Genomic DNA, 12,308 nt, shown 5'->3' with positions numbered 1-12,308 from the left:
AAACCCGCTTCGGCGGGTTTTTTTATGTCTGCATATTTTTCAGTTTATCAGCGGTAGCCGACGATACAGCTCAATCATATCGCCCGCCAGGTCCTGAATGACCATCGCGTTCATCAGGTGATCCTGAGAGTGGACGGTGATCAGGTTAACCGGCAGCTTTCCGGTCCCTTCATCAAGACCAATCAGTTGCGTCTGGATGGTGTGGGCATGTTTCACGTATTCACGCGACTCTTCCATCGCCTTTTCGGCTTCGTCAAAGTCACCTTTACGGGCCATCTGCAACGCCGTAAGGGCAGCACTGCGCGCTGCTCCCGCGTTGACCAGCAGTTCCATGATCGTTGTTTCTAAATCTTCCACGGGTCACTCCAGTAATTTAAGCGCTTTTTCCAGGACGACATCACCTTTCATCATGCCGTAATCCATCATGTCGATCACCGCGACCTTTTTACCCAGCGGATCGGCCTGCGCCTGAAGTTTAGCCTGCTCGTATTTAACCTGTGGCCCCAGCAATACGATGTCAGCCGTCGCGATATTATCTTTAAACTCCGCAACCGGAACGGCTTTAATGGTGACTTCAACCCCTTTTTTCTGCGCGGCGTCTTTCATACGTTGAACCAGCATGCTGGTTGACATTCCCGCTGCACAGCATAAAACGATGTTCTTCATAATCAGCCTCGATCTACATGTGTTTATTGATAATTATCCCGTGCAGACCGCTTCAACAACCGCTTTACCGCGATTGTGTGTCAGGCATCACAAAGAAATGGGTGATTTTCTGAAACCGGTTACAATTTTGCATGAAAGCGCACGCTGCCCGTCGAAACGGACAGCGTGGGAGGGAAGAAATTAACGGATGGAGGTCCGAAGGATGCGGTTTTTACCCTGCTGTTTTGCGCTGTAAAGTGCGTTATCCACGCTCCCGACAAATTGCTCCAGCGGTTCGAAATGCCATTCCCCCAGGCCTGCACTGAACGTGACCTGTAGGTTTTCTTCCCGCCAGACGCGTTTTTCAATGGTGGTACGCCATGCTTCCAGCAACGAGATTGCATCAGCAATTTGCGTAGCCTGGAAGACCACCGCAAACTCTTCTCCACCATACCGGTACACCGAGATGTGGTGCGGTTGCATGATCTGGATCCCTTCACGCGCCACGTTACGCAGGACAATATCGCCGCTAAGGTGGCCCCAGGTATCGTTGATTGATTTGAAGTTATCGATGTCCACCAGCGCCAGTGCGAAAGGCTGTTGAGCCGCCATTAACTCTTCCACATCGGTATCGAACGCGCGGCGGTTTTTGCAGCCTGTTAGCGCATCGTGGGTTGCCTGGCGGACATATGCCATCTCACGCTCTTTATTCGACTGGATGGTATGACTCAGCATCGCTTCCAGACGCGGTGCCTGGCTGACGTCGCCAGTTTTGATGGCGTTGATAATATGCATCAGCACGGTACGCGAGGCATGGCGAAGGTACAAACCGAAGAGAATGATAATAATCGCCGCCAGTGCAAATCCCCAACCAACGATAGTGGTTTCGTGGCGGGTTATATCCGTCAGGGTCGCGCCAGAGACCCGGTAGATGACAAACCAATCCGGGTTAGTGAAGGAGTAGTAGTAATACCAGGTTTTACTTTTCCGGTCGTATAAATGCCCCTCGCCGCTGGTCATTTTGTCCATCAGCGCTTCGCTCACGTATTTTTTGAACAGCGCGCCCGTGTCAGGATGAAGCACCACGGTTCCGTCGCGCTCGACGACGAAGAATTCCCCTTGTACAGGGGCCACCATCTGTCGAAGGGTATACCCCATCGACGCCAAATCAAGATGAAAGGCCAGGGTTCCCTTGAGTCTGCCTTCTGTTGAAATCAATGGCTTATAAAGCGTGACCGTTGGATGCCCGGTAAAGTAGTCCATATAAGGGTGGGTATAATGGCTGAAAATACTGGCTTCCGCGTGGGCGACAAACCACGGGCGCGTCCGCGGATCGACGTTTTTACTCTTTTCCGTGGGAGGCGCTTCTGGAACGTGCAAATAATGCCCTTCCGTGTCGGCCAGCGAGATGGATGACACGGTCGGCATCAGGTTTTGCAAATGCATCAACATCTGCAACCCTTGCGTCGGGTTGATGTTCAGCGTCTCATTCAGTATTTCGTTGCGGGAAAAGTACATCGCAGAACGACCAAGAATATAGTCGTTTTCACGCAACATTGATTCGGTATAGTTAACCGCCAGATTATGCGTGAAATTACCATTAATTTTATGATAATCCTCAAGAAAATCCTTTCGTTGCGAAAGCGTAACCACGACAGCGATCAGTGCAAAACTGCACAGTATCCCCGCGAAGCTGGCCATTATTGGCCGGGTAAAAGAGAGTTTTTTGCTGTGAAGTGCCATGAGTTGTACATCATTCCTGAGGGTGAATGCTTTTCGTCTGCCGATATCCTCTCAGCATAGTCGCAGTCCTGCGGTTAGCTGTGAATTATACGGAACACGATTTCAGACGAGATGATTTATCTTAAGAATGGCTAAGAAATTACTCATAAAAGCAGAAATTCAGTGTGCACGATAAGTCAGAGGCAGGGCGAAACGAGGAAGAAGCTTTTCGCCCTGGTCAGCGTCCGTTGCTGACCACATGACAATAAAAAACCGGACGATAGCTGACAATCATCCGGTTGTGACTCTCCGTGGCGCCTCGTTTTATTTCTGCGGAGTTGCAGTATGTTTCAGCGTAATTGCGAGGCTCTTCCCAGCCAGCTGTCCCAGTCTTTCCAGACCGGTTGCAGCCCCTGCGCGCTCAGGGCCGCGGCGACCGCTTCCGGACGTCGTCCATCATGCGGGGCAAACTGCTCCAGTTCAGGGTGATCATCGGCGTAACCGCCCGGCTGTGTTTTGGAAAATGCGCTCACGTTGTTTATCGCAAGCGGGATCACGCGGTCGCGGAACGCCGGTGATTCACGTGTTGAGAGCGATAATTCAACCTCTGGGGCAAGCAGGCGAAACGCGCAGATCGTTTGTATCAGCTGGCGCTCGTCCATGAGTGAGGCCGGTTCAATCCCGCCGGCACACGGGCGCAACCGGGGGAAGGAGATGGAGTAGCGGCTCTGCCAGTAGTGCTGCTGGAGCCACAACAGATGTTCCGCCACCATGTAACAATCCACGCGCCAGCTATCGGAAAGCCCAATCAGCGCACCAAGACCAATTTTGTCGATCCCGGCACGTCCGAGCCTGTCCGGCGTTTCAAGGCGGAAGAAGAAGTCCTGTTTCTTGCCCTTCAGGTGATGCCGGGCGTAGGTCGCTTCGTGGTACGTTTCCTGATAGACCATCACTCCATCCAGTCCGAGCGTTTTGAGCTCCGCATACTCATCCTGCGACAGGGGCTGCACTTCCATCTGCAACGAGGCGAACTGACGACGAATGGCAGGAAGGTGCTGACGGAAATAGTCCATTCCGACTTTGCCCTGGTGCTCACCGGTGACCAGCAGGAGATGCTCGAAGCCCATTTCCCGGATAGCCGCACACTCGCGCGCGATTTCCTCCTCATCAAGCGTCTTACGCTTAATGCGGTTGCTCATAGAGAAGCCGCAGTAGGTACAGTCATTGGCGCACAGGTTTGAGAGATAGAGCGGGACGTAAAAGCTCACCGTGTTGCCAAAGCGCTGTCGGGTGAGACGCTGGGCGCGCTGGGCCATCGGCTCCAGATAAGCGCTGGCCGCAGGGGAGAGCAGGGCCATTAAATCGTCGCGGGTCAGATGGCGCGCATTCAGTGCGCGCTCGACGTCGACCGGCGTTTTGCTGTTGATGCGCAGGGCAATGTCGTCCCAGTTAAGCTGCCGCCAGCGGTCGGTAAAGGTGGTCATGAGATTGCCTCCAGAAAACCGGTCAGCGGGCTGGTGGCCTGCGCCTGAAAACTGCGTGAGCCAGGGCCTGATTGCCGTGCCAGCAGGCCAGCCTCCACCGCCATGCGAAACGCGCGCGCCATCATGACCGGATCGTCGGCAACCGCGATGGCCGTGTTTACCAGCACCGCGTCCGCCCCCATCTCCAGCGCCTGCGCGGCATGGCTTGGTACACCAATACCCGCATCCACCACCACCGGCACGGTGGCCTGCTCAATGATGATCTCCAGCATTGCCCGGGTTTCCAGCCCCTGGTTGGAGCCAATAGGCGCGCCCAGCGGCATAACGGCGGCGCAGCCAACGTCTTCCAGACGTTTGCAGAGTACTGGATCGGCACCGCAGTAAGGCAGAACGATGAACCCTTGTTGTACCAGCTTTTCCGCCGCTTTCAGCGTCTCGATCGGGTCGGGCAACAGCCAGCGAGCATCCGGGTGAATTTCCAGCTTCAGCCAGCGTGTGCCGAGCGCTTCACGCGCCAGTTGAGCGGCGAAAATGGCCTCTTCGGCCGTTTTCGCGCCGGAAGTATTTGGCAGTAGCGTGACGCCAGCTTCCAGTAAAGGCGCCAGAATGGCATCACTGTGATGGCGCAGATCCACGCGCTTTAACGCCAGCGTGACCAGCTGGCTGCCGCTTTCACGGATGGCATCGACCATCAGCTGGGGTGATGCGAATTTCCCGGTTCCGGTAAACAGATGTGAATCAAAGACTTTATCGGCAATACGTAACATCTCAGCCCCCTGCGATAACCTGAAACAGCAGGATCTGGTCGCCTTCACTGACCTGCTGATGTTCCCACTGCTCGCGCGGCAGGATCTGTTGATTGAGCGCCAGCGCCGTTCCCGGCTTGAGCTGGCGAAGCTTATCGAGCAGCACGGCAACGGTGAGCCCGTCCTCGCATTTCATCGGCTCATCGTTAAACAGAATGCGCATTGCCGCCTCCACATACCGGGCAGTGGCTGGCGCGGTGTAACGCCAGATGACGCCAGCCGCTGGAGCGGGCGTCAAATAACCGCAACGTGTTGCGCTCGGTCTCCATACCGCTGAGCAGCTTGATGGCCTCGAGCGCCTGCAGGGTACCCATCACCCCCACAACCGGGCCAAGAATGCCCGCGGTGCGACAGTTACGCTCTGGCTCAGCATCGTCTGGCCACAGACAGCGATAGCAGCCCTGCGCCCACGGCGGTGTCAGGACCATCATCTGCCCGCCGAACCCCACCGCGCTGGCGGTGATAAGCGGCGTATTTTTTGCGACACAGGCGGCGTTGATCGCCTGGCGGGTTGCCATATTGTCGGTGCAGTCCAGCACCACGTCGGCCAGGGCGACTTCTCGGAGCAGATTGTCGCCGCTGAGCCGCTCCTGACACGCAATGAGCTCAATATCCGGGTTCAGCTGGTTCAGACGCTGGCGGGTAATGTGTACTTTGGGCTGGTTGATATCCTCGGTGGTGAAGAGGATTTGACGCTGCAGGTTGCTAAGATGCACCTCGTCGTCATCGGCCAGTACCAGCGTGCCCACGCCTGCTCCGGCCAGATAGAGCGCGGCAGGCGCGCCTAATCCGCCCAGCCCGACAATCAAAACCCGGCTGGCGAGCAGCTTTTGCTGCCCGTCGATGGCGATATCCTCCAGCAGGATCTGGCGGCTATAGCGCATAAAGTCACGATCATTCATCGCCTGCTCCTGCCAGTTGTAAGAACTTCCGGGTGGCGGCCTGCCAGTCTGCGGCCTGGGTGATGGCACTGACGACGGCGATACTGCCGACACCGGTATCCAGCACGGCCGGAGCGCGTTCAAGGCTAATCCCGCCGATGGCCACGGTCGGGTACTGCGCAAGACGCTTCACGTGAGCCGCCAGCTGTGCCAGCCCTTGTGGCGCGGAGGGCATCTGTTTAGTTTGCGTCGGGAAGACGTGTCCAAGCGCAATGTACGAAGGGCGTGCCGCCAGTGCCACGTCAATCTCCATATCGTCATGGGTCGAGACACCCAGGCGCAAACCGGCTTCCCGGATGGCATTCAGGTCTGTGGTCTCCAGGTCCTCCTGACCCAGATGCACGCCGTAGGCCTGGTGCTTTATCGCCAGTCGCCAGTAGTCGTTGATAAACAGGCGGGCGTGATACCGACGCCCCAGCGCGATGGCGGCGGCGACATCGTTTTCCACCTCCTCATCGCGTTTATCTTTGATGCGCAGCTGCAGCGTGCGTACACCTGCCTCCAGCAGGCGGGCAATCCACTCCACGCTGTCCACCACCGGGTAGAGCCCCAAACGAAAGGGCACGGGTGGGAAATCGGGCTGGTACATTACGCCTCCTCTTTTTTGAGGTAGATTTCGCCGCCTTTCGCGCGGAAGGTTTCTGACATATCCGCCATGCCCACTTCAATGGTTTGCGCGGCGGCGTAGTCACGCACTTCCTGGCTGATCTTCATCGAGCAGAATTTTGGCCCACACATGGAGCAGAAATGGGCCACTTTGCCGGACTCCTGCGGCAGGGTTTCGTCGTGATAGGCGCGGGCGGTAAACGGGTCGAGCGCGAGGTTAAACTGATCTTCCCAGCGGAATTCAAAGCGGGCCTTCGACATCGCGTTATCGCGAATTTGCGCGCCCGGATGGCCTTTCGCCAGGTCCGCAGCGTGGGCGGCAATTTTGTAGGTGATAAGCCCCTGCTTCACGTCCTCTTTGTTGGGCAGACCGAGGTGCTCTTTTGGCGTCACATAGCAGAGCATGGCGCAACCGAACCAGCCGATCATCGCCGCACCAATTCCGGAGGTGAAGTGGTCGTAACCCGGGGCAATATCGGTGGTCAACGGCCCCAGGGTATAGAATGGTGCTTCATGGCAGTGCTCCAGTTCTTCCGTCATATTGCGGCGGATCATCTGCATGGGGACATGGCCCGGGCCTTCAATCATCACCTGCACGTCATACTCCCAGGCGATTTTGGTCAGCTCGCCCAGCGTGTGCAGTTCGGCAAACTGCGCTTCGTCGTTGGCATCACGAATGGAACCAGGGCGCAGGCCGTCGCCCAGCGACAGCGAGACGTCGTAAGCGGCACAGATTTCGCAGATCTCGCGGAAGTGTTCGTAGAGGAAGTTTTCCTGATGATGAGACAGACACCACTTCGCCATGATTGAGCCCCCGCGCGAGACAATGCCGGTCAGACGCTTCGCGGTCATCGGCACGTAGCGCAGCAGCACCCCCGCGTGGATGGTGAAGTAGTCTACACCCTGTTCAGCCTGCTCCAGCAGCGTGTCGCGGAACGCTTCCCAGGTGAGGTTTTCAGCGATACCGTTCACTTTCTCCAGCGCCTGATAGACCGGCACCGTTCCGATAGGCACCGGGCTGTTACGCAGGATCCACTCGCGGGTTTCGTGGATATAACGCCCGGTGGAGAGATCCATTACCGTGTCCGCGCCCCAGCGCGTTGACCAGACCAGCTTCTCGACCTCTTCTTCGATGGAGGAGGTGACCGCGGAGTTACCGATATTGGCGTTGACCTTCACCAGGAAGTTGCGGCCGATAATCATCGGTTCGGATTCCGGGTGATTGATGTTGGCGGGGATAATCGCGCGGCCAGCGGCCACTTCATCGCGCACAAACTCCGGGGTGATGTTTTCCGGCAGGCGGGCACCGAAACCTTCGCCCGGATGCTGGTGGCGCAGCACTTCGCTACGGATGCGCTCACGGCCCATGTTTTCACGGATGGCGATAAACTCCATCTCCGGGGTGACGATCCCCTGACGCGCATAGTGCAGCTGGGTAACGCATTTGCCCGCTTTCGCACGCTTCGGCGTCAGCAGGCCCGCGAAGCGCAGTTCGTCCAGGCCGTCGTCGGCCAGACGCTCTTTGGTGTAGGCAGAACTGCGAACCGTCAGTTCTTCGCAGTCGTTACGCGCGTCAATCCAGCGCTGGCGCAGTTTTGCCAGACCTTGCTGCACGTTAATGACCACATCAGGATCGCCGTACGGGCCAGACGTGTCGTAGACTGGCACGGCTTCGTTGTCTTCATACTGCGGGTTTTCTTTGCTGCCGCCAAGAAGCGTCGGGCTAAGCTGGATTTCGCGCATCGGAACGCGGATATCCGCCTGAGAGCCGGTGATGTAAATACGCTTAGAGTTCGGGAAAGCGGTGCCTTCCAGGGTGTCGATGAAGTGTTGGGCTTGTGCGCGCTGTTCGCGGCGGGTCAGTTTAGTAGTAGACATAGCTCATTCCAAAAGTGAAGGACATGGCTTGTCAGACGACGGATGAAGCAAGAGGAGATCGCCCGGGGGCGATACTACAGCAGTTTTACTCTTGTTCCCTTCGCAGGTATTAGCCTGATCAGGTTCCGCGGATCCCGAATTAACGGTCTCAGCCCGTGCTTTCACACTGGGCACTCCGACAAGAAATTTACACGCCATCGTTCGCGCTATCGCATGAATGATTTCGTGTAATACCCCCTCCTGAGAGGGGCGAATGTTTGTAAACTACTCGTTAACGATTAAGAACTCAAGCAGGCCGCGCGATGTTATCTTCGTTGCTGGCCTTAGAATCGTTATCCAGCACGAGAGCGATCAGCTTATCTTCCAGCGAGAATCGCTCTTCCAGCGCTTCGCCGAGATCGGACAGCGCCTGTTGAAACTCAAGGTAGTTGTCGTGATCGATGGCGTTCTCGAGGGTGGAATCGTAGTAATTCATGATCTGCTGGGTATTGGCTTCCAGCAGCGGGTAGAGTTTGGATGCCGTTAAATACGGGCTAGTGCCTTCCATTTCGCGGATAATGCGTTCATAAATATTGAAATGGCCGTCGGACAGGTAGTCGACCAGGCTCTGACAAAAATCATCCAGCGCTTTTTCATTCAGCCGCATAAACGATTCTTTGCCAGGCTTAATACCGACCAGATTGTAATAAGCCACGAGTAGATGCTTGCGCACATGTAGCCAGCGATCCACCAGTTTGTTACTTCCTCTAACGCGCTCAGTCAGGCTTTCTAGCTGGTTTAACATGTTCGACTCCGCAAGGTTTAGAATTGATTCTGCTTATCCAAAATGTAACCACAATGCTAACAACATGTCAGTGAAGCGAAGGTAGTGCAATAGATATGGATCGTATTATTGAAAAATCAGATCTGGGTTGGTGGATTGTCAGTCACGAACAAAAATTATGGCTGCCCGGTGGGGAAATACCCCATGGCACTGCCGATCGTTTCGATCTCGTTGGTCAGCCTGCACTGAAGATCGGCGAGTGGCAAGGGGAGCCGGTGTGGTTGATCCAGCAGCCTCGCCGCCAGGACATGGGATCTGTTCGTCAGGTGCTGGATCTCGATGTGGGCCTGTTCCAGCTGGCAGGCCGTGGCGTGCAGCTGGCCGAGTTTTACCGATCGCATAAATACTGCGGATACTGCGGGCATACCATGCACCCGAGCAAAACCGAGTGGGCCATGCTCTGCAGCCACTGCCGTGAACGCTATTATCCGCAGATTGCGCCGTGCATTATCGTCGCTATCCGGCGAGACGATTACATCCTGCTGGCGCAACATACCCGCCATCGCAACGGCATTCATACTGTTCTTGCCGGGTTCGTTGAAGTGGGCGAAACGCTGGAGCAGGCGGTGGCGCGTGAAGTAATGGAAGAGAGCGGGATCCGGGTGAAGAACCTGCGTTACGTGACGTCTCAGCCGTGGCCGTTCCCGCAGTCGCTGATGACGGCGTTTATGGCCGAATACGATAGCGGTGAGATTGTTATCGACCAGAAAGAGCTGCTGGACGCGAACTGGTACCGTTATGACGATTTGCCACTGTTACCCCCGCCGGGAACGGTAGCCCGTCGGCTGATAGAAGATACCGTGGCAATGTGTCGGGCCGAGTATGAGTAGTGTTACACTCACGGACTGACGCAATAAGGAACTGCAAAATGACCGAACTGAAGAACGATCGTTATCTGCGTGCGCTGCTGCGCCAGCCCGTTGATGTCACCCCGGTGTGGATGATGCGCCAGGCGGGGCGCTATCTGCCAGAGTACAAAGCCACGCGTGCGCAGGCGGGTGATTTTATGTCGCTGTGCAAAAATGCCGAGCTGGCCTGCGAAGTGACGCTCCAGCCGCTGCGCCGCTACCCGCTGGATGCCGCTATTCTCTTTTCGGACATTCTGACCATTCCGGATGCCATGGGCCTTGGGCTCTATTTCGAAACCGGTGAAGGTCCGCGTTTCACCTCCCCGATCAAAAGCAAAGCCGACGTTGATAAGCTGCCGGTACCGGATCCTGAGCAGGAGCTGGGGTATGTGATGAACGCCGTGCGCACAATTCGCCGTGAACTGAAAGGCGAAGTGCCGCTGATTGGCTTCTCAGGCAGCCCGTGGACGCTGGCGACCTATATGGTGGAAGGTGGCAGCAGCAAAGCCTTTACCGTCATTAAAAAGATGATGTACGCGGAGCCACAGGCGCTGCATACGCTGCTCGACAAGCTGGCGAAGAGCGTCACACTCTATCTTAACGCGCAGATTAAAGCAGGCGCGCAGTCGGTGATGATTTTCGATACCTGGGGCGGCGTGCTGACCGGGCGCGATTACCAGCAGTTCTCGCTGTATTACATGCATAAAATCGTCGATGGCCTGCTGCGTGAAAACGAAGGTCGCCGGGTACCGGTGACGCTGTTCACCAAAGGCGGCGGGCAGTGGCTGGAAGCCATGGCCGCAACCGGCTGTGACGCGTTGGGTCTCGACTGGACAACCGATATTGCCGATGCGCGCCGTCGCGTGGGTGACAAAGTGGCGCTGCAGGGCAACATGGACCCGTCTATGCTCTATGCTCAGCCTGCCCGTATTGAGGAAGAGGTGGCCTCCATTCTTGCTGGTTTCGGTCAGGGCGAAGGACACGTGTTCAACCTCGGGCACGGTATTCATCAGGATGTACCGCCAGAACACGCTGGCGCGTTTGTGGAGGCGGTGCACCGACTTTCTGCACATTATCATCAGTAAGGAGTGGTTATGGATCTCGCGTCATTACGCGCTCAACAGATAGAACTGGCCTCATCCGTGATCCGTGAGGATCGTCTGGACACAGACCCGCCGCAGTACATTGGCGGAGCAGATGTGGGGTTTGAGCAGGGAGGTGAAGTGACGCGGGCGGCAATGGTGCTGCTGAAGTATCCCTCGCTGGAACTGGTGGAGTACAAGGTGGCGCGTATCGCCACCACCATGCCGTACATTCCTGGCTTTCTCTCATTTCGTGAATATCCCGCGCTGCTGGCAGCGTGGGAGCAACTCTCGCAAAAACCCGACCTGCTGTTTGTCGACGGCCATGGTATCTCTCATCCGCGCCGCTTAGGTGTCGCCAGCCATTTTGGGCTGCTGGTGGATGTCCCCACCATTGGTGTGGCTAAAAAACGCCTGTGCGGTGCGTTTGAGCCGCTCTCCGCCGAGCCAGGCGCGCTGGCACCTCTCATCGATAAGGGTGAGCAACTGGCGTGGGTCTGGCGCAGTAAAGCGCGTTGTAACCCCCTGTTTATCGCCACCGGGCATCGGGTGAGCACGGACAGTGCGCTGGCGTGGGTGCAGCGCTGCATGAAAGGGTATCGCTTACCGGAGCCCACCCGCTGGGCTGATGCGGTAGCGTCAGGGCGTCCGGCTTTTACGCGTTGGCAAGAAATTCAGTGATGATTCAGGTAAACTGCGGCTAATTTTCGATTCGAGACCTCATCATGCTACAAAACCCGATTCATCTGCGCCTTGAGAAGCTGGAAAGCTGGCAGCACGTGACTTTTATGGCTTGCCTGTGCGAGCGCATGTATCCCAACTATGCCGCGTTCTGCAAGCAGACAGGCTTTGGTGAAGGGCAGATTTATCGCCGCATCCTGGATTTAATCTGGGAGACGCTGACGGTCAAAGACGCTAAGGTGAACTTCGACTCTCAGCTTGAAAAGCTTGAAGAGGCGATCCCGGCTGCGGATGACTACGACCTGTATGGTGTCTATCCGGCCATTGATGCCTGCGTGGCATTAAGCGAACTGATTCATTCCCGTCTGAGCGGTGAAACCCTGGAGCATGCTATCGAAGTCAGCAAGGCATCCATTACGACCGTCGCGATGCTGGAAATGACCCAGGAAGGTCGGGAAATGACCGACGAAGAGCTGCGAGTGAACCCCGCGGTTGAGCAGGAATGGGATATCCAGTGGGAAATTTTCCGCCTGCTGGCAGAGTGTGAAGAACGCGATATTGAGCTGATAAAAGGGCTCCGTGCGGACTTACGTGAGGCTGGTGAGAGCAATATTGGTATAATTTTTAACCAATGAGACAACAAAACTTGATATAACGCTCGTTTTGTCGCTCCTCGACTCTTCCCTTTCGCCCCTTGTCTGGTCTACATTTGGGGGGCGAAAAAAAGTGGCTATCGGTGCGTGTATGCAGGAGAGTGCTTTTTTGGCATTTTCGTCGCACTCGATGCTTAGC

Annotated in this window: 13 protein-coding genes, 2 pseudogenes and 1 riboswitch; of the genes and pseudogenes, 4 read left to right on the top strand and 11 right to left on the bottom strand. The window is 56.2% G+C overall.

The window, feature by feature from the left end; genetic code table 11:
• Positions 1-39 precede the first annotated feature (39 nt).
• The 10 genes from QE396_RS15800 to QE396_RS15755 form a co-directional block, all read right to left on the bottom strand.
• A complete protein-coding gene (locus QE396_RS15800; protein ID WP_014168157.1) occupies positions 40-357 on the bottom strand; it encodes a PTS lactose/cellobiose transporter subunit IIA in 318 nt (105 codons plus the stop codon).
• Positions 358-360: 3 nt separating this feature from the next.
• A complete protein-coding gene (locus tag QE396_RS15795) occupies positions 361-666 on the bottom strand; it encodes a PTS sugar transporter subunit IIB (protein ID WP_014068453.1) in 306 nt (101 codons plus the stop codon).
• 180 nt (positions 667-846) lie between these two features.
• A complete protein-coding gene (locus QE396_RS15790) occupies positions 847-2,388 on the bottom strand; it encodes a sensor domain-containing diguanylate cyclase (protein ID WP_050737615.1) in 1,542 nt (513 codons plus the stop codon).
• Positions 2,389-2,717: 329 nt separating this feature from the next.
• Positions 2,718-3,851, bottom strand: a complete 1,134-nt coding sequence (gene thiH / locus QE396_RS15785; protein WP_309951706.1) for a 2-iminoacetate synthase ThiH — start codon at positions 3,849-3,851, stop codon at positions 2,718-2,720.
• The gene (gene thiG / locus QE396_RS15780) at positions 3,848-4,618 is read right to left on the bottom strand and encodes a thiazole synthase (RefSeq protein WP_014168160.1); all 771 of its coding nucleotides are present in this window, start codon (positions 4,616-4,618) and stop codon (positions 3,848-3,850) included. The genes thiH and thiG overlap by 4 nt, the downstream gene beginning before the upstream one ends.
• Position 4,619: 1 nt before the next feature.
• Complete coding sequence (thiS, locus tag QE396_RS15775) at positions 4,620-4,820, bottom strand: sulfur carrier protein ThiS (protein ID WP_014168161.1); 201 nt, start codon at positions 4,818-4,820, stop codon at positions 4,620-4,622.
• Complete coding sequence (locus tag QE396_RS15770) at positions 4,804-5,559, bottom strand: HesA/MoeB/ThiF family protein (RefSeq protein ID WP_032679364.1); 756 nt, start codon at positions 5,557-5,559, stop codon at positions 4,804-4,806. Before QE396_RS15770 ends, thiS begins: the two co-directional genes overlap by 17 nt.
• A complete protein-coding gene (gene thiE / locus QE396_RS15765) occupies positions 5,552-6,187 on the bottom strand; it encodes a thiamine phosphate synthase (protein WP_050737614.1) in 636 nt (211 codons plus the stop codon). Before thiE ends, QE396_RS15770 begins: the two co-directional genes overlap by 8 nt.
• A complete protein-coding gene (gene thiC, locus QE396_RS15760) occupies positions 6,187-8,082 on the bottom strand; it encodes a phosphomethylpyrimidine synthase ThiC (RefSeq protein ID WP_050737613.1) in 1,896 nt (631 codons plus the stop codon). The genes thiE and thiC overlap by 1 nt, the downstream gene beginning before the upstream one ends.
• A gap of 78 nt (positions 8,083-8,160) precedes the next feature.
• A riboswitch (TPP riboswitch) is annotated at positions 8,161-8,270 on the bottom strand.
• Between the two features lie 98 nt (positions 8,271-8,368).
• A complete protein-coding gene (locus tag QE396_RS15755; RefSeq protein ID WP_014168165.1) occupies positions 8,369-8,866 on the bottom strand; it encodes an Rsd/AlgQ family anti-sigma factor in 498 nt (165 codons plus the stop codon).
• A gap of 95 nt (positions 8,867-8,961) precedes the next feature.
• Between QE396_RS15755 and nudC the strand changes: the two are divergent.
• A pseudogene (nudC, locus tag QE396_RS15750) lies at positions 8,962-9,714 on the top strand (NAD(+) diphosphatase); the annotation flags it as partial.
• On the opposite strand, the pseudogene QE396_RS23515 reads toward nudC, so the two are convergent.
• Positions 9,683-9,772, bottom strand: a pseudogene (locus QE396_RS23515) (hypothetical protein); the annotation flags it as partial. The pseudogenes nudC and QE396_RS23515 overlap by 32 nt on opposite strands.
• Before the next feature lies 1 nt (position 9,773).
• Here QE396_RS23515 and hemE point away from each other — a divergent pair.
• Genes hemE through QE396_RS15735 form a run of 3 tightly spaced genes read left to right on the top strand, consistent with a single transcriptional unit; the run spans position 9,774 to position 12,151 of the window.
• Positions 9,774-10,838, top strand: a complete 1,065-nt coding sequence (gene hemE, locus QE396_RS15745; protein WP_020882986.1) for a uroporphyrinogen decarboxylase — start codon at positions 9,774-9,776, stop codon at positions 10,836-10,838.
• Positions 10,839-10,847: 9 nt separating this feature from the next.
• Positions 10,848-11,516 carry a deoxyribonuclease V gene (nfi, locus tag QE396_RS15740; RefSeq protein ID WP_025206412.1) on the top strand — a complete coding sequence of 223 codons (669 nt, stop codon included), beginning with the start codon at positions 10,848-10,850 and terminating at the stop codon, positions 11,514-11,516.
• A gap of 44 nt (positions 11,517-11,560) precedes the next feature.
• Complete coding sequence (locus QE396_RS15735; protein WP_014168169.1) at positions 11,561-12,151, top strand: YjaG family protein; 591 nt, start codon at positions 11,561-11,563, stop codon at positions 12,149-12,151.
• The last annotated feature ends 157 nt before the right edge of the window (positions 12,152-12,308 follow it).

It is taken from the genome of Enterobacter sp. SORGH_AS_0287 (assembly GCF_031453695.1).
Lineage (GTDB): Bacteria > Pseudomonadota > Gammaproteobacteria > Enterobacterales > Enterobacteriaceae > Enterobacter > Enterobacter ludwigii.
This window is presented reverse-complemented; position numbering and strand designations above follow the sequence as displayed.